This window comes from Virgibacillus doumboii (assembly GCF_902806455.1).
Classification (GTDB): Bacteria; Bacillota; Bacilli; order Bacillales; family Amphibacillaceae; genus Lentibacillus; species Lentibacillus doumboii.
On sequence record NZ_CADCWQ010000001.1, the window covers coordinates 1,542,479 to 1,561,424 of the forward strand.

Below are 18,946 nucleotides of genomic sequence, written 5' to 3' on the forward strand. Positions count from 1 at the left end.
TAGTTAATAAATATAACAGATTTTTAGGATGTACTCGAATGTAAATTTTATGTTAATTTTTTTAGTATTACTTTACAAAACACCAATAGTGCTTTAATAATGGTGAAGGTATGTGACATATTTCAGCATGTTTTGAAGGGTGGAATTATTTTTGGATATCGATGTGCAGACGCTGATATTTGAGTTTGTTGGTGGATTGGGTATTTTCCTCCTCGGTATTAAATATATGGGGGATGGTTTACAAAAGTCTGCTGGTGACAGGCTCAGGGATATTCTTGATAAAACAACCAGCAACCCATTCCTCGGTGTATTGTCTGGTATAATCGTTACAATTCTTATTCAAAGCAGTTCAGGAACAACTGTATTAACTGTTGGTTTGGTTAATGCAGGTTTCATGACACTGCGACAAGCTATTGGCGTTATTATGGGGGCTAACATTGGTACAACCGTTACTGCTTTTATTATCGGTATTGATTTGGAGGCCTATGCGCTGCCAATCATAGCTGTCGGGTGTTTCCTGCTATTTTTCTTTAAGAACCAAAAGATACAAAATGTCGGACAAGCTATTTTTGGTTTTGGGGCGTTATTTTTAGGCTTAAAACTTATGGGCGGTGCGATGGCGCCACTCGAAAATGTTCAGGCTTTTCATGATTTAACTGTAAGTATGAGTGAAAACCCTGTATTAGGTGTTGTCATTGGTACAATTTTTACAGTTGTTGTGCAGAGTTCCAGTGCTACTATCGGTATACTGCAAGGATTGTTTTCTGAAGGTGCGATTGAACTCAAGGCAGCATTGCCGGTTTTATTCGGTGATAATATAGGAACTACTCTTACAGCTATATTAGCTGCAATTGGTACAAGTGTAGCGGCTAAACGAGCAGCGTTTGTGCACGTTATTTTCAACCTGGTAGGCACCACCGTATTCCTGGTTTTATTAGGAGTGTTCACAAATTATGTTCTGTACCTGCAGTCAAGTTTGGATTTAAATCCGGAAATGACAATCGCATTTGCGCATGGAAGTTTTAACTTAACAAATACGATTATTCAGTTTCCATTTATTGGAGCTCTTGCATGGATTGTAACAAAGATTGTTCCCGGTGAAGATACCCTTGTAGAATATAAACCAAAGCACCTGGATCCTATTTTTATCCAGCAATCATCCACTTTGGCATTGGATCAGGCCAGAGCGGAAATAATTCGTATGGGCGAGTATTCATATAAGGGTCTGGAAGAAACAAATAAATATCTTACAACGCAATCACAGAAACACTCAGAGATGGCAATGCAAATAGAAGGTGCATTAAATAATCTGGATCGTAAAATAACGGATTATCTTGTTGAGTTATCCGGAGAGTCCATGTCTGAACTGGAAAGTGCAAAGCATACTGCATTAATGAATTCTGTTCGCGACTTTGAACGAATCGGTGATCATTTTGAAAATATTATTGAATTAATCGATTATAAAATTTCCAACAAAGTTCATTTAACCGAGCAAGCACAGGAAGATTTGAATAATATGTTTGATTTAACCATTTTAACAGTCAAACAGTCAGTTAAGGCATTGGATAATATGGATCGTGAGGAAGCATTAGCCGTAATCCAGAAAGAAGACGAAATTGATAAAATGGAACGAAACTATCGTAAAAAACATATTATCAGAATGAATGAAGGCTTATGCAGTGGTTCGGCAGGAATTGTTTTTGTAGATATAATCAGTAATCTTGAACGTATTGGGGATCATGCGGTAAATATCGCCGAAGAAGTGTTAGGAGAATAAATAATCAGATTAAAGAGGTGCAAATGCGCCTCTTTAATTTTCTGATAAGGGTATATTAAATTGGTTATTGTTCTCATTGAAAAACTGATTAGAAAATGCTATAGTATTTATTGGTGCTTCTGCGCCTTTGACGTACATATTCCGATGATTAGTAAAAAAGTTATTGACAGATTCTGTCGTACATGGTAAATTATATTTCGTCGCTAATAAATTTCAAAACCAACGCAACGTTATTGAATAAGACAAGCATTATGACTAGCGCAATAATAAGGTTGGTCAGTATCAAAAAGTATATTAGTAATATTCCACAGTAGCTCAGCGGTAGAGCGATCGGCTGTTAACCGATTAGTCGCAGGTTCGATTCCTGCCTGTGGAGCCATATGGCGGTGTAGCTCAGCTGGCGAGAGCGTACGGTTCATACCCGTGAGGTCGGGGGTTCGATCCCCTCCGCCGCTACCATAATAAAAACAATATAATGGCGGTCGTGGCGAAGTGGTTAACGCACCGGATTGTGGCTCCGGCATTCGTGGGTTCGATCCCCACCGGTCGCCCCATAAATACTTAAAAAGGACCCTTAGCTCAGCTGGTTAGAGCTATCGGCTCATAACCGATCGGTCGCAGGTTCGAGTCCTGCAGGGTCCACCATTTTACACGGAGGTATACCCAAGTCTGGCTGAAGGGATCGGTCTTGAAAACCGACAGGCGGGTCAAACCGCGCGGGGGTTCGAATCCCTCTACCTCCTCCATACATATTTAAATTGGAACGTGAATTGCACAGAAACCAAACATCATACGGCTCGGTAGCTGGCCGCCTACACCAATGTATAATCTCCCATGTGCAGGCCTGCGAGGAGTGCAACATCACTGAATAGTCTTGCAACACGACGAGCATAACACACTTCAAAAGAAGCGAGATCAGAATAACAAATTAATATAATATACGGCTCGGTAGCTCAGTCGGTAGAGCAAGCCGCCCTCTTCATCGAATTTTCTGCCATGTGCAGGCTTGCGAGGAGTGCGACATCACCGAAACAGCTTGCAACACGACGAGCAGAAAAGTATTATAAGATGCGAGAATAAAATAAAGAATCAAAATTTCATATGGCTCGGTAGCTCAGTCGGTAGAGCAACGGACTGAAAATCCGTGTGTCGGCGGTTCGATTCCGTCCCGAGCCACCTTTTTTCAACAAGCAGACAGCTTGTTTTTTTATTTATGAGTGTAAATTCAGCACTAATCATGCTTATTGTTTTAGTTTGATGTTTAGCACCGAGTGTAACGAAGGTGCTAACATCAAAACGTGCGAGCAAGCCATCAAAACGTGCGAGCAAGCCATCAAAACGTGCGAGCAAGCCATCAAAACGTGCGAGCAAGCCATCAAAACGTGCGAGCAAGCCATCAAAACGTGCGAGCAAGCCATCAAAACGTGCGAGCAAGCCATCAAAACGTGCGAGCAAGCCATCAAAACGTGCGAGCAAGCCATCAAAACGTGCGAGCAAGCCATCAAAACGTGCGAGTACATATTAATAGGTTTAGCCGCTGTCGATCTGAAACGTTCTAGCGAAAATGATAATAATGTGACCTTGTTTTTCCCTTAATGTTTTACATATTTCAATTCGGGAATTTAACCACTAGGGCTATTTACATTATTATCACAGTATGAATATGCATATAATTTGCAAGTGTCTTATAGCTCTGATAATCTTGTATTAAAAGGGTGAATTTTCAATCCTTTTAATAACATAATTATTAAGGGAGGAACTTAAAAATGGCAAAATTTGAACTACCAGAACTACCATACGCTTACGATGCTTTAGAACCTACAATTGACAAAGAAACAATGAACATTCACCATACAAAGCATCATAATACTTATGTTACAAAATTAAATGGTGCATTGGAAGGACAGGCAGACCTTCAGGACAAATCACTTGAAGATCTTGTCAGCAACCTTGATGCAGTACCTGAAAATATCCGTACCGCTGTTCGTAACAATGGTGGCGGACATGTAAACCACAGCTTGTTCTGGAAGGTAATGTCACCAAATGGCGGTGGCGAACCATCAGGCGAATTAGCAGATAAAATTAACAATAAGTTCGGCAGCTTTGACAAGTTCAAAGAAGAATTTGAAGCAGCTGCAAAAGGCCGCTTCGGTTCCGGCTGGGCTTGGTTAGTTGTAAATAATGGTGAAGTTGAAGTTATGAGTACACCGAACCAGGATTCACCATTAATGGAAGGAAAAACTCCACTATTGGGTCTTGATGTTTGGGAGCATGCTTACTACCTGAAATATCAAAACAAACGCCCTGATTATGTTGCTGCATTCTGGAATGTAGTGAATTGGGATGAAGTAGCTAAAAACTATAATAACGCTAAGTAAGTTTAGCGGCTATAAAGGCACGGGATACAGTTCCCGTGCCTTTTTATGCAGACAAAATTTCTCCCGATAATTGCATATCTTAAAGCTATTTGCTCACACTATTAACGATAAAAAGGAGCAATAGATATGCATAAAAGCTTACAATTCTTGGCGGGAAAAGTGGATATAAATCGGGATTTAATTTTTTTGCTGATTATAGGAGGGCTCTATTCATTAGGGATTTTCCTGTCCAATACTTTCGTCAATATATACTTATGGAAGCAATCCGGGGATTACGTTACAATTGCAATGTATAATTTAGGAGTATATTTATTTCAGCCGGCAACATTTATTTTGGCCGGAAAAATTGCTAAGAAAGTTGATCGTGTTATTGTTCTTCGACTAGGGGTAATATTTTTATCTCTATTTTTTTTGAGTGTACTTATTATAGCTGAAAAGGCATCAACATATAATTTCCTGTTGGGTGCCATACTGGGAATTGGGTATGGCTTCTATTGGCTTGCATTTAATGTGTTAACATTTGAAATTACGGAACCTGAATCACGTGACTTTTTTAATGGATTTCTCGGGGTTTTGCAATCATTTGCTGGGATGATCGGGCCGCTGATGGCGGGTACGATAATTGCAAACATGGAAGCAAATATTGGTTATACTACAATTTTCACCATATCATTTGGATTATTTATTGGTGCGGTTGCCTGCAGCTTTATCCTGAAACGACGTCAAGCCGAGGGAAGATTTCATTTTAAACGTGTTCTGCAGGAAAAAGGGCATAATAAAAATTGGAATAAAATACTAATGGCACATGTTGCCCAGGGTTTACGAGAGGGGATTTTCCTGTTTGTCATAGCCATTTGGGTTTTTATCACCACTAAGAGTGAATTTGCATTAGGGATGTTCAATTTATTCTTATCGGGGTTATCTTTAGTTTTCTATTTCATTGTAACGAAGTGGATTAAACCATCCTTGAGAAAAAAAGCAATACTGGCAGGTGGATTAATTTTATATTTTTCTATCTACATCATCTTGTTCAGTATAAGTTATACACAACTTATTATTTATGCAGCAGTAATAGGTATTGCCTATCCAATTATAACCGTACCGTATGTTTCTTTGACGTATGATGTTATCGGTAAAGCATGGAAAGCAAAGGAATTCCGTGTAGAATATATAGTAGTCAGGGAACTATTCGTCAATATTGGAAGAGTAACCTCCATATTAGCTTTCCTGGTTTCCATCACGATTTTCCCTGCTGAAAAGATCATTCCATTTTTACTTGCAATTTTTGGTTTGGGACATCTGATCATTTATTTCTTTGTAAAAGATATTTATTTAGGCAGTTCGCAAAATAAAGAAGCAATAATAAGAGAACAGCAAATAACAGATGAAAAAAATCGGTAATACCTGTTAGAATTTAATAAGATAAATGCTATAATAGGTACAACGATTTTATTTTTGAGGGGAAAAAATATGGTTGAAAAAAAGAAGAAAAAGAGAAAAGCTCAACTTCCCTTTCGCTTGAATATACTTTTCTTTATAGTCTTTTTGTTGTTTTCGGTTCTGATTCTCCAGTTAGGTGTCGTCCAAATATTGAATGGGGAAGAATTTCAGGCGGAAATCAATCGGACAGATAAAGATTATACAGAAAAGCCGGTACCACGGGGGAAAATTTATGATCGGAATCATAATCTGATTGTTGATAATAACCCGCAGTATTCCATTACCTACACACCGGCAAAAGGGACACAGGCGAAAGAAAGGCTTGATGTAGCGGAGAAGCTGTCTGAATATATTTCAATGGATCCTGGAAAAGACGGAGATTACAATGTCACAGAACGTAATAAAAAAGAGTATTGGTATTTAAAAAATACGGAAGAAGCTAAGGATCGTCTAACCGCCAAAGAGATTGAAGAGATGGAAACAAGTGAAGAATACAGTACGATTCTTGAACGTATCAAAAAAGAAGAAATTGATAATTTTACTGATCACCAGCTTGAGGTAATGGCTATTAAAAAAGAAATGGATAAAGCAATGACATTAACACCACAAGTTATTAAAAGCGAAGACGTAAGCCCTAAGGAATTTGCGCGGGTAGCTGAACACTTGAGTGTATTAGATGGGGTTAATGCAACTACCGATTGGGATCGTGAAAAAACGTATGAAGATACATTCAGTAATTTTATCGGAACAATTACCTCGGAATCACAGGGGATTTTGGCTGAAAAAGAGGAATATTATTTAACCAGAGGCTATAAACGAAATGACCGTGTTGGCAGAAGCGGAATGGAAGAGCAATATGAATCCGTTTTACGGGGCCGCAAGGAAAAAATTGAATATACCACGAATAAAAACGGTAAGGTAATTGACTCGGAAGTAGTAGTCGAAGGTCAGCGTGGTAAAGATTTAGTTCTGACAGTTGATATGGAACTTCAAAAAGAGCTGAATAAAATATTGCGCAGGGAATTAAAGACTGCCATTGAAAAATTTCCATATCAAAACCAACACATGAAAGATGCAATGGCAGTGGTAATGAACCCGCAAACTGGTGAAATATTGGCTGCGGCAGGACAGCACTATGACCGGAAGAATGATGAATTTCAAAACGCCGGTCTTAAAACCCTTTATGCTGCTCATGAACCGGGGTCTTCGGTCAAGGGTGCGACTGTTCTTGCTGGGTATGAATCAGGGGTTATCGAACCCGGTCAAAGCTTTGTTGATGCGCCGATTAATATTAAAAGTACACCTGAAAAAAGTTCATATCGGAATTTGGGCATAGTAGACGATCTTGATGCATTGAGATTGTCATCCAACGTTTACATGTTTTATATTGCGATGCGCATGGGTGGCGATTTCAATTATCAGCCGAATCAGCCGTTAAACTTTGATGTTGCTGCATTCCAGGAAATGCGTAACTATTACAGTCAGTTTGGCCTTGGTGTACCAACAGGTGTCGATTTCCCATACGAATCAGTTGGTTTTGAAGGTGATGACCCGCTTGCAGGTAACCTGCTTGACTTAGCTATTGGACAGTATGACACGTATACAACGATGCAACTGGCACAATATGTATCAACCATTGCCAACGATGGATACCGTGTCCGCCCGCATTTTCTGAAACAAATCAGAATGCCGGTACCGCATGAAGAAGGGCTTGGTCCGGTATTTAGAAGCTACGAGACCGAATTCCTGAACCGGCTCGAAATGGATAAGCATCTAATCGAGCGCGTACAGGAAGGCTTCCGTCAGGTATTTCAGGAACCGGGTGGAACTGCTGAGTATTATTTTGGAAACAAACCATATGAAGCTGCCGGAAAAACCGGTACTGCTCAAAAAGCAGTTTATAAAAAAGGTGTAAAATATGATACGCAAAATTTGACGTTAGTTGGTTATGCACCGTACGACAATCCTGAGGTGGCATTTGCTGTCGTTGTACCACATACAGGAATTGTTAATGGTCAGCATCCAATCAACCATAAAATCGGGCAGGGAATTTTGGATACGTACTTTGAATTAAAAAAGGAAAGAGGCCAATCCTCACAAGATAGCGAATAAATAACACTTTAGCTAATGACCTGAACCTCCATTATCCGGGGTTCAGGTTTTTATCTTGGCTATTTTCGTATAGATAGTTTTTTTGACACAAAAGATATATAATGCGACGTAACTGCTGAAATGTTTTCTATAAGTCTCACTCCTCACCCCACCGTCCGGGATCGCTCCGAGCGGATGTTTTCCATATCGGGGTACCAAGACGACATCTGCTCAAAAAGTTCATTTTCGCAGTGTCTTCTCAGCCGCCGGCACGGCCTCAGCCTCCGTTGCGAAAACCACTCTGAGGGGTCTTCGGACTTGTGCTGGGACTGCGATTACTCCTCCCACAGAAAACCTTTGTTCCCGCAGGAGTCACCGCCCTCCGCTCACCCGGACTAGTGAAGTGGTATCATGTGTTTTCAATCACGATTACTACTCCAACCGAAAGTTCATAAACGTAGAACCAGCAGAGGAAATATGCTGAGACTCCTGTGGGATGAAAGGCCTAGATGAGACCGCTGAATGCGTACGCACGAAGGGGGCTCAACAGCCGCCCACGGAAAGCGAAGTGTATTTCCGCAGCGGTGTTATAGCACTCATTTTTTAAAAAAAATTACGTCGCATTTTATAACTGCTACGGGATAAAATGCTGCAAAATCCACTAAAGCAGCCTTCACCTTTCACATATATAATCGTTTCCCGAGTTAAAAAGGTGGCATGAAAAAATATATTTTTCATGCCACTTTTTTACGTTCTGGCTCGATTATAGTAGTAAGCAAATAACTTTTTTCAATTAATCTAGTAAATTTACGTAATATTTACAATCAATTAATAGGGTGTTAATACTAATGTTTTATGATGTATTTGCAGGGAAGGAAATACAGAATCCTTTCCAGACAAACTACCACATTTAGGGGGCTTACAAATGAAGTCAAAGTTTTTATTAACACTTGCAATGTCACTGCTCTTATTTTTCCTGGCAGCTTGTGGCAATGGAGATGGAAGCGAAAGCACATCTGGATCAGGATCTGACGGTGGTGAAGGAAATGGAGAAGGTGAAGAAACTTCAACAGAAGTAACAGAAGTTATGGTTGATGGATCATCTACAGTATTCCCGATTATGGAAGCTGTTGCCGAGGAATATCAAAAAGAAAATCCGGATGCCCGGGTTAATATTGGTACATCTGGAAGCGGCGGCGGTTTTGAAAAATTTGCTGCAGGTGAAACACACATCTCAAACGCTTCTCGTCCGATAAAAGCGGAAGAAAAACAAGCACTTGAAGAAGCTGGTATTGAGTATACAGAATTTGAAGTAGCGCTTGATGGCCTATCTATTGTTGTTAATAAAGAAAATGACTGGGTTGACCAGTTAACAGTTGACGAACTCAAAAAAATGTGGTCTGAGGGTGGCGGCGTAACTACCTGGGCTGATGTACGCGAAGGATGGCCAGAGGAAGAAATTAAGTTCTTCAGTCCTGGGGCAGATTCCGGTACATTCGATTATTTCAGCGAAGTTGTATTTGGTGAAGATGCGGAAATACGTAAGGATGCGTCTTTATCAGAGGACGACAATGTTCTGGTTCAGGGTGTAATGGGTTCTAAAAATGCCATCAGTTACTTTGGATATGCGTATTATCTTGAAAATAAGGACAATTTAAAAGTAGTTCCGATTGTAAACAGTGATGGAGAACCGGTAAAACCCACCCAGGAAACGATCCAATCCGGCGACTATAATCCGTTTTCAAGACCATTATTCATCTATGTGAAAAATGAAGCAATGCAAAATGAGTCTGTAAATAACTTCACAAAGTATGCACTTGAAAATGCCGGAGAAATGGCAGAAGCAGTTGGATATGTCGCTAAATCGGACAGTGCATATGAAGAGGCATTGAAAAAAATAGATGAACTGGCAGGTAAGTAATAGATTTATGATATGAACTTGAAGCAGGATACTAATAAAGTGAGGGAAGTATATCGTTTCCCCTCACTTTCCTGCGTTTTATAAAATCTTTCATTCTACTAAATTGGTAATTTTGCAGAGGAGTTTCAATATGGCTGTAAATGTTAAAGACCTCATGAAACAAAAGAAGTCGAATCGATTCTTGCTTCGATTTTCAGAAAAAACAGCACCGGCATTTTTCCTGCTGTGTGCAATCATATCTGTACTGACGACAGTAGGTATCGTCGTCACATTATTAGTGGAAACCATAGCATTTTTCAATCGAGTTTCATTTATTGACTTTATAACAGGTACTGAATGGTGGCCATTTGGTGAAAATCCGACATTCGGTATTCTTCCGCTAATTTCCGGGACATTATTGATTACAGTTGTTGCAATGATTGTAGCAATACCGATTGGATTAGCTTCAGCAATTTATTTAAGTGAATTTGCATCACCTAGAATACGTAAGATTGTAAAACCTGTTTTGGAGGTGTTGGCAGGTATACCGACAATAGTCTATGGTTTTTTTGCTTTGACTTTTGTTACACCTTTACTTCAACAATTTATCCCCACCCTTCCAATTTTCAATGCGCTGAGTCCGGGAATTATTGTGGGAGTAATGATTATTCCTATGATTGCTTCCCTTTCGGAGGATGCGATGAGTTCTGTTCCCAATGCAATGAGGGAAGGTGCTTTGGCAATGGGTTCAACCAGGTTTGAAGTGGCACTTAAAGTAGTTGTTCCAGCGGCGTTTTCCGGAATTATTGCTTCGTTTGTGTTGGGAATTTCCCGAGCGATAGGTGAGACGATGATTGTAGCAGTGGCAGCCGGGGCAACACCAAAGCTCACGTTGGACGTCACAGAATCGATTCAGACAATGACCGGATATATTGTACAGGTAAGTTTGGGTGATGCATCTTACGGGTCCACTACTTACTACAGCATATATGCAGTCGGTATGACGTTATTTGTCTTTACATTGATCATGAATCTGCTGTCGCAATATATTTCCAGGCGTTTCAAGGAGGAATACTAGTATGAATCTGGTTGACAAACAGGAAATTCAAAATGGAATGAAAAAGCGGTTATTCACGAATCAATTAATCAGACAACTGTTCTTCTTGGCTACTGCTTTTGGAATAGTAGTGCTGGCAACGTTATTGTATCGGATTTTTACAGAAGGAATCGCATTTTTGGACTGGCAGTTTTTAACTAATTTCGCATCAAGGTTCCCCGAAGAAGCTGGAATTAAAGCTGCTATTGTTGGTTCTATCTGGTTGATGGCTGTTACTGCTCCTGTATCACTTATCTTGGGTGTTGGAACAGCAATCTATTTGGAGGAGTATGCAAAACAGAATAAATTCACCCGATTTATCCAGATAAATATTTCGAATCTTGCAGGAGTACCTTCCATAGTTTTTGGTTTGCTTGGTCTTACTGTTTTTGTTCGTTTAATGGAAATGGGGAGAAGTATAATGGCGGGTGGATTGACGATGAGTTTGCTGATTTTGCCTATCATAGTTGTATCTTCGCAGGAAGCTATTCGCGCGATCCCAAAAGAACAGTATGAAGCCTCTTTTGCAATGGGGGCAACAAAATGGCAAACTGTTCGGCGTGTTGTATTGCCCGCAGCAATTCCTGGTATCCTGACCGGAAGTATTCTTGCATTGTCACGGGCAATTGGTGAGACTGCACCATTATTAATGATTGGTGCAATGTCATTTCTTGCGTATTTACCGGAAAATGTCTGGTCCGCATTTACTGTTCTACCAATTCAAATATATAACTGGACCGGCAGACCGCAAGAGGAGTTTCATCTAGTAGCATCCGCTGGAATAATTGTATTGTTGTTGATTATGCTGCTTATGAATTCCATTGCTGTTCTCATACGAAATAAGTTTTCCAAGCGATTTTAATCAGGAGGTTTTTTAAAATGCAAACTGCAACAGAGAATAATAGTACACCAATAACAACTGAGGTTAGACCGGAAAATGATAATTCCAAATCAATATATTCTGTTCAGAATTTCAATCTATGGTATGGCGAAGATCAGGCACTGTACGATGTTCAATTGGAGATTCCAACGAATAAAATAACAGCGATTATCGGCCCATCCGGATGTGGTAAATCGACATTCATTAAAGCACTTAACCGTATGGTGGAATTAGTCCCGTCCGTGAAAATGAGCGGAACAATCAAGTATGGTGATGATGATATTTTCAGTCCCAAATATAAAGTAGAAGAATTACGAACAAACGTTGGAATGGTTTTTCAAAATCCGAATCCATTTCCTAAATCTATTTTTGAAAATGTAGCCTATGGTCCAAAGACTCATGGGATTAAAAATAAAAAGATACTTGATGAAATAGTTGAAAAAAGCCTTAAAGGTGCAGCACTATGGGATGAAGTGAAAGATCGTCTTAATGAAAATGCTTTTGGGTTGTCAGGTGGCCAGCAACAAAGACTTTGTATTGCAAGGTGTTTGGCAATTGAGCCGGATGTCATTTTGATGGATGAACCTACATCTGCACTGGATCCCATTTCAACGGCTAAAGTAGAAGAACTGGTACAAAATTTAAAGGAAGACTACAGTATCATTATTGTTACGCACAATATGCAGCAGGCTGCGAGAATCTCAGATAAAACTGCTTTTTTTCTGAATGGGGAAGTAGTTGAGTACAGCAACACAGATAAACTTTTCTCAAATCCTGATGATAAGCGTACAGAGGATTATATTACTGGACGTTTCGGATAAAAAGGGGGGGATATTGTTGGTTGCAAGAGAGCAATTTGAAACCGACCTGGAAGAAATTAAAGAGGTGATAGTTGAGCTTGCGAAGAATACAGAACGGGCACTTCTTCAAGCAATCGATGCATTATTTAATCAGGATATAGCCTTAGCTAACAATATTATTGATATGGATACGAATATTGACAAACAAGAACTTGATATTAACAATCAAACGATTTTATTAATTGCGAAACAGCAGCCGGTAGCAACCGATTTACGCCGATTAATTGTTGCACTGCGAATCGCAACTGACCTGGAGCGGATGGGAGATAACGCTAAAAATATCGCTAAATCAACTATCCATCTCGGGGAGGATCATCGTTTAACAATTCATCCAGCAATCAAAGAAATGCGTGATTTGGCTGTTGAAATGGTTCATACAGCAATAAAAGCATTCAAGTATGAGGATATTTCCATTGCCGGTAAACTATCTGAGATGGATGATGAAATGGATAAACTGTATGAAGAAATTGTTAAAGAGATGTTAATGGAAACTGCTACTAATCCGGAAAAAGTTCAATATGTCATGCAAATGGCTTTCAGCGCAAGATATATTGAACGTTTCGCTGATCATATTACTAATATAGGTGAAAGTATATTATTTCTGGTAAAAGGTGAATCATATAAGCTTAATTAGAACAAAAGCTGTATTGCGTTTGGCAATACAGCTTTGTGTTACCTGGTTATAAGGGTTGCGATGTCATAATGGCTCATCTTACTTGTCACTTCGTATTCGCCAAGCTGAACTTTTGTACTGTAACCCTGATCTTCAAGATACCGGTTAAAGTTTTCAGCATCATCGACAATACCATTATCCATCAAAATATTACTGATCTTTATGGATGACATTCCTGATTCCACTGTGAGGGTGTATGTAATAATATCCTCTTTCTCAGAAGTGGGGTCTTTTTTCTGTGAATCAGTATTTTCCTCGGATTTTTTATCCTTCTTCTGATTATTGTCATCAGCAGACTTTTCCTGCTCTTTCTGTGAACCAGGATTGTCTTCTTCATTTGTATTTTCGTTCTTATCCGATTGCATCGAAACAGACATATATTCCGAATCAGTTAAAACATGGTATCCTTCACTTTCAACACTTGCAATCATGTCCTTAATTGACATATTTTCTTTTTCCTCTTCTGAATCATTTGTGAAATAAAATGTTATAAATAAGATAATTCCAGCAGTCAGGAGGCCAAGTGCGAATGAGCGAACTGGTTGTTTCATTTCATTCCCCTATCTCTCTGTATTTTATTTTTTCTGGTTATTGTGCAGGCTATCATCCAAAAAATTATCTGTAAGCAATTCCTCTTCCAATATGCTTATTTTTTTCGACATTTTGTAATTATCCTGCATCGTTGAAATGGACAACTGTTCCAACTGACTATCCAATTCGTTAAATTTATCACGCATGAATAACGATAATACGAGCAGCACCAATGCAACGGTAATAATGGCAATTATTGCATATAGCATTTATAATTCCCTCCATTCAACTACAATTATAGTTATAACATACAAATTTAGAAAGAGAAATCATCAATATTTTACATTTGATTCTTGAATGTTTCTGCAACATCTGCTATTATAATTAAGTCTGAAACGAAATAATAGATGCCTGCAAAGCAAGATTTTACAGTTTGGAGGGAAGAATAATGCGCGTAAACATTACTTTAGCTTGTACTGAAACAGGCGACCGTAACTACATTTCTACTAAAAATAAGCGTACTAATCCAGAGCGTATAGAGCTTATGAAATATTGTCCACGTTTAAAAAAACACACATTGCATCGTGAAACAAAATAATGATTATATAATAATACTCCTGTCATCGATATGGCAGGAGTATTATTTTTATTCCAGCGTAATAATCGTATATAATTAAGATACAGGGGGGTGACTACACTGGAAAAAACAGAACTGCGAAAAGATACTATAAAAAAATTAAAAAATATACCTGATGCAGAAAGAAAACAGATTGAGGATGGACTGAAATATCATTTGGTTGAATCTGATCTATGGAAGCAATCCGATATCATTGGTATAACGATTTCCAACGGTTTTGAGTGGAATACGAAGCCGATTATCGAAACCGCCTGGCAGGAAGGGAAAACCGTTTGTGTACCAAAATGTCTTCCGAAACAACGAAAAATGGAGTTTTATCAGATAAATACATATGACCAATTGGAAGTAGTTTATTATCAATTACTGGAACCGATACCGGAGGAAACTGTCAAAATGGAGAAGAATATGATTGATTTACTGGTTGTACCCGGACTGTTATTTGATAAAAACGGTTACCGAATTGGATTTGGCGGGGGCTATTATGATCGGTTTCTTGAAGATTACCGTAATAAAACGGTATCGATAGCATCAGCTTCCCAAATCGTTGAGGAACTACCGGCTGAGTCATATGACCTGCCAATCGAAAGAATAATTACTGAAAATGGAATTTTGCGATAGGAGGGATTACGATGGACTCCACACGTTATTCAAGGCAAAAATTGTTTGCTCCAATACAAGAGTCCGGTCAGGAGAAGTTGGCAAACAGTTCTGTGCTGGTCGTTGGTGCGGGGGCACTAGGAACAGTTATCTGTAATCACCTGGTCAGAGCCGGCATTGGCAGGGTTCGCCTGGTCGATCGGGATTATGTGGAACTCAGTAACTTACAACGGCAAATGTTGTTTGATGAGGATGACGTCAAACGGGCTATGCCAAAAGCTGTTGCAGCCAAGAACAAGCTGGAGGAGATGAACAGTTCTGTCACTATTGAAGCAATCGTCGGCAATGTAACGAATGAGAAAATAGATGGATATGTTAAAGATGTGGATGTAGTGCTTGATGGGACAGATAATTTTTCAACCCGATTCCTTTTGAATGATGCCTGTTTTAAATATAATATTCCATTCTCGTACGGAGGAGTAGTCAGTTCAAGAGGGATGACTGCTTTCTTTATCCCGGATGAGACTCCTTGTTTGCGGTGTATTACGAATGAAGGGGCAGAAAATGGACAAACATGTGACACAGTTGGAGTTATTTCACCTGCAGTAGATATGGTTTCTTCCTATCAGGTAACGGAAACACTGAAGTATTTAACCGGTAACAAAGATGCTTTGCGAAAGACATTAAAGACATTTGATGTATGGTATAACAATCAGTATGACATGAAATTATCAAACGCTAAACCTGAATGTCCCACATGTCAGCTTAAGGAATATCCATCACTGCAAAAATCGGCGCAGGACGAAGAAACCGTATTATGCGGTCGTGATACGGTTCAAATTCATCAGAAGTCAGAAATGGACCTTATCCAATGGGAAACCAGGCTGGGAAAGATTGCTGATGTTAAACGAACACCATTTTTGTTAAAGGCAAATTTAGATGAGCAGCTTAATTTTGTCATTTTCAAAGATGGCCGTGTGCTAGTTCAAGGTACGGAAGACCGTGTTCAGGCACGGGCATGGTATGATCGTTATATTGGATCATGATGCATAATATCATCATGATTGAAGATAACTAATAACATCACATTAATTAATAGAAAAGGGTGTCAGGATGAGAATTTTCTTAGTTCTTGCATTCATGGTGACAATACTGACGATTGTATTCAGGTGGAGATACAGAATAGTAAACACCTTATTAGCCATTAGCTTTTTACGGCGTTTAGCGGTTATGATTTCGATGAATATGCCAACAATCCGTCAAAAAATCATACCTAATCTCCTCGAGTTCACTCGACCATCAAATTAATAATTCATTTTACATAAGGAGCTGAAATCACAGCTCCTTTTAACTTTAGAAAGAATTATATAAGCAATTCTGGTATGATGGGTTCAGGGAGGAACACGAATGTACTTAGTTGAGCAATATAGAATGTATAAAACAGCAAACAGCCTGGTTGAAAATGATGATTTCGGTGTGCTGTTTATTAAAGAAAATCATAAAGAAATATGGCTTGAGAAATATAAAAATAAGACATCACATGTGGTCCGTCTGGTGCACAGTGAAATTCACTGGAAGAATCATTTGAAACAGGATATAGCGGCAGTTTTTCAAAAAGCAAAAACAATGAAGCGATATTTTCTTGGTAAACATGTTGAAATACATAATGTATATATTTCTTCCCACGCACCGGTTGATGATTGGGAAGTACTTAAAAAACCGATGCAATTAAAAGAAAGAAATCCGATAAAGATGAAAGTTTACTATTTATCAGATGAAGATCTGGAAGAGGAACAGTCCAGACTTCAACAAGCAATTGGCAGTTCAAACATCAATTATCCGAATGAACTGTCAGAGCAGGAAATGGAAGAAAAAGTCAACTATACTATAGCAAAAATGGAGTCAATTTTTGAAAATAAAACAAAAGAAATGGAAAACGTGTTCTCCAAGGGGAAACCATTACTAACATACTTTTTGTTGGCAATCAATATTATAATGTTTTTCATACTTGAAATAAGTGGAGACAGCAAATCAACAGGAACACTAATTCAATTTGGAGCAAAGTATAATCCGGCTATCATTGAAAACGATGAATGGTGGCGAATTATTTCGTCAATGTTTTTGCATATTGGATTTGTTCACTTATTTATGAATATGCTGGCGGTTTATTACCTGGGTGTTGCTGTTGAGCGGATATATGGCAACGTGAGATTTATTATTATCTATTTTTTGGCAGGTATTGGAGGAGGGCTTGCAAGTTTTGCATTTACCACGAACATTTCAGCAGGTGCCTCTGGTGCATTGTTCGGACTTTTTGGTGCGTTATTATTCTTTGGATTAATCCACAAACGAGTCTTTTTTCAAACGATGGGCCCAAGCTTACTTATTATCATTGGCATTAATCTAATATTTGGTTTTGTGGTTCCGCAAGTAGACAATGGGGCACATCTTGGTGGACTTGTAACCGGATTTATCGCATCAGCAATCCTGCACTTACCCGGGAAGAGAAAGTTTGGCTTACAATTCCCAGCATTCATTGTGTATGCAGGAATCATATTCGGGTTAATTACTTTCGGTATCGAAAATAATATGAATAGTACTTCCTATCAACTGATGAAATCAGAGCTGTTAAACGGCCAGGAAGAATATGAAGAAGCAGTGGAAACAGCTACGGAAGGTTTAAAAGATCCGGGTGACTTTGAAAGTCATTTGTTGTTTCAGCGCTCATATGCATACATCAGATTGGGAAAAATTGATCAGGCTGTAAACGATCTTCGAAAAACAATACAGATTAATAATGAATTTGCAGAAGCCCATTTTAACCTTGCAATTCTATATTACAATAATGGTGAACTTAACAAAGCAAAAGAACGAATTAAAAAAGCATACGAGCTCAAACCGGAAGGGAAAGACGTTCAACAATTATACGAGGAAATCACCGGTGATACGGTTGATTAATAAAGGCTTTTTTTGATTTTTTAAAGACTTATTAAAAGACTCTTCCTTTTCGGGATAGTCTTTTAGTTAAAATCAGGGTATTGCTGAATCAGTTTTTCCTTTTCACCATTTATTTCATACAAAACAAGCAAATGCTGGTTTTGTCTGTCGAACAAAACTAAGGGAATATAGCTTTTCAGTTGGTTATTCTCTATGCTTTTTGCCGCAATTATATAATTTTTATAAATCCCTTCCCACAACTGGCCGATTATTTGATTTGTTTCTTCCTGGGTGAAACTTGGAAGTGGTTCGGTGTTATATTTGTATAAACGAGTTAGAGGAACCGTAAAATATGCTTCATTATCGATGTGAAAATAATGGATAAGCTGTTTCCATGAATATACCAATTGCTGATGTGTTGTATGTTCAAGCAATGTTGCCCATTCGGTTTCATATTCATTTTCGGGAGTTTTAAATGATTCAAGCGCAGTATTGGGAGAATCAATGACATACAATTGATCATATGTCATCTTCTGAATACTTTTAATCTCATCATCAGGATAATGAACTTCACCATGGTGGATTGAAATGGATTGAAAAAAGGTGCTGTCCTCACTGTAGATATTTTCCTTTATTTGAATGGTGTCTGTGTTCTCGACCCATTTGCTTCGAACACCTCTAAGGATGCCATTATTAAATAAAAGAGATGCATCCTGTCTTAAATATAATTTCTTATCAGTTTTAGACCTGACTTTCCAGGTTATTTCGTAGGAGTCATTAGTTTTCTCAGAAATCAAATCCAGAGATGTACTTGCCTTTTTAAAGCTTGTCCCCTCATCCATTGGAAAATATGTAATCGATGGAATGGAAGTTTTCTGCCATATGAAAATAAATGCCAGCAAGCCGGCAAAAAGAATTAATACTAAGGTAGTTTTTCGTTTATTCATTATAATCATCCTTTACAGACACCGCTTAAAATAGAATATATGAGGCTGGACAAAGCATTATGCTATTTTGGCAAGTAGGAAAGTATAAATACTTTCTTACTGCATAAGTGCAGTAAAGGCTATCTCCATTTAAAAAGCTTGGCGAAAAGCCAAGTTTTTTAATGAATAGAATAAATTGCTCGTAACAAACTATTTACAGACT

At 38.6% G+C, this 18,946-nt stretch carries 16 protein-coding genes and 6 tRNA genes; 19 read left to right on the forward strand and 3 right to left on the reverse strand.

All coding sequences use genetic code 11. The features are described 5' to 3' along the window. Positions 1–151: 151 nt before the first annotated feature. From G6R02_RS07380 to phoU, 15 genes are all read left to right on the forward strand, one after another. Complete coding sequence (locus tag G6R02_RS07380) at positions 152–1,777, forward strand: Na/Pi cotransporter family protein (protein ID WP_164668596.1); 1,626 nt, start codon at positions 152–154, stop codon at positions 1,775–1,777. Between the two features lie 304 nt (positions 1,778–2,081). Beyond that, positions 2,082–2,156 (forward strand) — tRNA-Asn (locus G6R02_RS07385). A gap of 3 nt (positions 2,157–2,159) precedes the next feature. Continuing rightward, positions 2,160–2,236 (forward strand) — tRNA-Met (locus G6R02_RS07390). 19 nt (positions 2,237–2,255) lie between these two features. Next, positions 2,256–2,331: transfer RNA gene (locus G6R02_RS07395), tRNA-His, on the forward strand. 14 nt (positions 2,332–2,345) lie between these two features. Further along, a tRNA-Ile gene (locus tag G6R02_RS07400) sits at positions 2,346–2,422 on the forward strand. An 8-nt stretch (positions 2,423–2,430) separates the two neighbouring features. Next, positions 2,431–2,523, forward strand: a tRNA-Ser gene (locus tag G6R02_RS07405). A 357-nt stretch (positions 2,524–2,880) separates the two neighbouring features. Beyond that, a tRNA-Phe gene (locus tag G6R02_RS07410) sits at positions 2,881–2,953 on the forward strand. 590 nt (positions 2,954–3,543) lie between these two features. Further along, positions 3,544–4,155, forward strand: coding sequence for a superoxide dismutase (locus G6R02_RS07415; protein WP_164668597.1), 612 nt, complete (start codon positions 3,544–3,546; stop codon positions 4,153–4,155). Between the two features lie 126 nt (positions 4,156–4,281). Further along, the gene (locus tag G6R02_RS07420; protein ID WP_164668598.1) at positions 4,282–5,556 is read left to right on the forward strand and encodes an MFS transporter; all 1,275 of its coding nucleotides are present in this window, start codon (positions 4,282–4,284) and stop codon (positions 5,554–5,556) included. Between the two features lie 69 nt (positions 5,557–5,625). Then, positions 5,626–7,707, forward strand: a complete 2,082-nt coding sequence (locus tag G6R02_RS07425; RefSeq protein ID WP_164668599.1) for a peptidoglycan D,D-transpeptidase FtsI family protein — start codon at positions 5,626–5,628, stop codon at positions 7,705–7,707. Between the two features lie 904 nt (positions 7,708–8,611). Beyond that, complete coding sequence (locus G6R02_RS07430; protein ID WP_164668600.1) at positions 8,612–9,607, forward strand: PstS family phosphate ABC transporter substrate-binding protein; 996 nt, start codon at positions 8,612–8,614, stop codon at positions 9,605–9,607. 154 nt (positions 9,608–9,761) lie between these two features. Continuing rightward, on the forward strand, positions 9,762–10,664 hold the full coding sequence (gene pstC, locus G6R02_RS07435; protein WP_425509067.1) for a phosphate ABC transporter permease subunit PstC: 903 nt from the start codon (positions 9,762–9,764) through the stop codon (positions 10,662–10,664). A gap of 1 nt (position 10,665) precedes the next feature. Next, positions 10,666–11,544 (forward strand): phosphate ABC transporter permease PstA, encoded by an 879-nt coding sequence (gene pstA / locus G6R02_RS07440; RefSeq protein WP_164668602.1) that lies wholly within the window; start codon positions 10,666–10,668, stop codon positions 11,542–11,544. A gap of 17 nt (positions 11,545–11,561) precedes the next feature. Next, entirely contained in the window at positions 11,562–12,383 is an 822-nt protein-coding gene (gene pstB / locus G6R02_RS07445; protein ID WP_164668603.1) for a phosphate ABC transporter ATP-binding protein PstB, read from the forward strand. Between the two features lie 16 nt (positions 12,384–12,399). Then, the gene (phoU, locus tag G6R02_RS07450) at positions 12,400–13,056 is read left to right on the forward strand and encodes a phosphate signaling complex protein PhoU (RefSeq protein WP_164668604.1); all 657 of its coding nucleotides are present in this window, start codon (positions 12,400–12,402) and stop codon (positions 13,054–13,056) included. A gap of 38 nt (positions 13,057–13,094) precedes the next feature. Here the strand turns inward: phoU and G6R02_RS07455 are convergent, their stop codons facing one another. Both G6R02_RS07455 and G6R02_RS07460 read right to left on the reverse strand, forming a co-directional pair. Then, entirely contained in the window at positions 13,095–13,646 is a 552-nt protein-coding gene (locus G6R02_RS07455) for an endolytic transglycosylase MltG (RefSeq protein ID WP_164668605.1), read from the reverse strand. A 24-nt stretch (positions 13,647–13,670) separates the two neighbouring features. Next, positions 13,671–13,895, reverse strand: coding sequence for a hypothetical protein (locus tag G6R02_RS07460; protein WP_164668606.1), 225 nt, complete (start codon positions 13,893–13,895; stop codon positions 13,671–13,673). Between the two features lie 179 nt (positions 13,896–14,074). Here G6R02_RS07460 and rpmG point away from each other — a divergent pair, with 179 nt between their 5' ends. The 4 genes from rpmG to G6R02_RS07480 all read left to right on the forward strand — a co-directional run bounded on the left by rpmG (position 14,075) and on the right by G6R02_RS07480 (position 17,818). After that, positions 14,075–14,224: a 50S ribosomal protein L33 gene (rpmG, locus tag G6R02_RS07465; protein ID WP_026906199.1), complete on the forward strand. Its 150-nt coding sequence runs from the start codon at positions 14,075–14,077 to the stop codon at positions 14,222–14,224. Between the two features lie 90 nt (positions 14,225–14,314). Then, the gene (locus G6R02_RS07470) at positions 14,315–14,881 is read left to right on the forward strand and encodes a 5-formyltetrahydrofolate cyclo-ligase (RefSeq protein WP_343032900.1); all 567 of its coding nucleotides are present in this window, start codon (positions 14,315–14,317) and stop codon (positions 14,879–14,881) included. 11 nt (positions 14,882–14,892) lie between these two features. Beyond that, on the forward strand, positions 14,893–15,906 hold the full coding sequence (locus tag G6R02_RS07475) for a ThiF family adenylyltransferase (protein WP_164668607.1): 1,014 nt from the start codon (positions 14,893–14,895) through the stop codon (positions 15,904–15,906). Between the two features lie 361 nt (positions 15,907–16,267). After that, complete coding sequence (locus tag G6R02_RS07480) at positions 16,268–17,818, forward strand: rhomboid family intramembrane serine protease (RefSeq protein ID WP_164668608.1); 1,551 nt, start codon at positions 16,268–16,270, stop codon at positions 17,816–17,818. 62 nt (positions 17,819–17,880) lie between these two features. Here G6R02_RS07480 and G6R02_RS07485 read toward each other — a convergent pair whose 3' ends face one another. Further along, entirely contained in the window at positions 17,881–18,744 is an 864-nt protein-coding gene (locus G6R02_RS07485) for a hypothetical protein (protein WP_164668609.1), read from the reverse strand. Positions 18,745–18,946: the final 202 nt, after the last annotated feature.